The organism is Priestia sp. BR_2 (assembly GCF_041954005.1).
Taxonomy (GTDB): Bacteria; Bacillota; Bacilli; order Paenibacillales; family Paenibacillaceae; genus Paenibacillus_AQ; species Paenibacillus_AQ lautus_A.
The window spans coordinates 1-1,159 of the sequence record NZ_JAVFHM010000083.1; the positions used below are offsets into that span (position 1 = coordinate 1).

A 1,159-nucleotide genomic window follows, 5' to 3' on the forward strand; every position below is an offset into this window, starting at 1 on the left:
AGTATTGATTAGCAAATACAAAGTTTCAGGCAGATTTCCCCATCAATCTTTTTGAACAAAAAACACCTCTTAGACTTTTTCCTAAGAGGCGTTCATTTATAGTATTTCTATTAATGTCGGCCCGTCTGCGCTTGGGCAATAACCTTTCCATCTGAACTATAAACAAATACAACAGCTAAGGAATTGTACGGGTCTTTATCCCATAATTGACTTGTATAACATGACGTCTCCCCTTTGTTTACCATGCCGTTGCCACCGGAACTGTTACAGAATGTTCTAGCATTAGAGGAACTCGAAGAGCCTTCATATCTGTACGTTCCGACGTTTGCATACCCGTTGTAAGGGGAGTTATTATAAAATTTTACATATCCCCATGCTGTATGGCAATAAGCGCTTCCCTTTAACTGCACATAACCGATTTTTACACCGCTTTTATAAATATACTTCGTTTCATAAGTAATGGGACTTTTGCTTGCACATCCTGTTGTGTATGGATTTGAACCATCATACGATAATGCAGATGCCTTACCCGTAGGTCCAACGCCAAGAAATAAACCAAAAATCAGGAAAAAGAGAACTCCGATATTAAAGACTTTCTTCATCAAAAACCATCCTCCTTTATTTCGTTGACAAACACAACTATCATTTTATTTTAATTTCCAGAATTTTTCATCAAACTATACTACTGTTACATCATAATAAATAGCCGTGTTTTTCTGGAGGAATATGGTTTAAGCTAGTTATTTTTGCTGATAAGGCCTGCCATCCTGATGAGCTATATAACAGATTGCTTCCTATTTAGGACCGCAACGTAAATCATGAGAATATAAACAGGCACAACAAACAAAAAAGCACGTTTTGAAAAAGAGAATTCAAAATGCGCTTTTGCTATTTTATATGGTTAATCTTTTCGTGTTGGACAAAATGTTTACTACTAATCTGCTGCTAAAGCTATCTTGCTTAAAAAGTACACTTTTTCTCAGCTATCACTATCCGCTTGCGTCGAAACTTGCCAAGTTACTCCGAATTTGTCTACTACTTGGCCATATAATGGACTCCAGAAGGTTTCTTGAAGCGGCATCATTACTTCACCACCGTCTTGAAGCTTTGCGAATATTTCTTTTGATTTGTCTGCATGACTTACCGTGATAGCTAACGT

At 37.1% G+C, this 1,159-nt stretch carries 2 protein-coding genes; both read right to left on the bottom strand.

Features of this window, described 5'->3' with window-relative positions; genetic code table 11:
* Positions 1-110 precede the first annotated feature (110 nt).
* Positions 111-602, bottom strand: a complete 492-nt coding sequence (locus RB298_RS02145; RefSeq protein ID WP_013084188.1) for a DUF2690 domain-containing protein — start codon at positions 600-602, stop codon at positions 111-113.
* Positions 603-979: 377 nt separating this feature from the next.
* On the bottom strand, positions 980-1,159 hold a 180-nt coding region (locus RB298_RS02150), incomplete at its 5' end, for a VOC family protein (protein WP_486045506.1).

Bases quoted from the DNA above. Each gene is read 5' to 3' on its own strand.
- RB298_RS02145 (WP_013084188.1), bottom strand. From the start codon at position 602: ATGAAGAAAGTCTTTAATATCGGAGTTCTCTTTTTCCTGATTTTTGGT.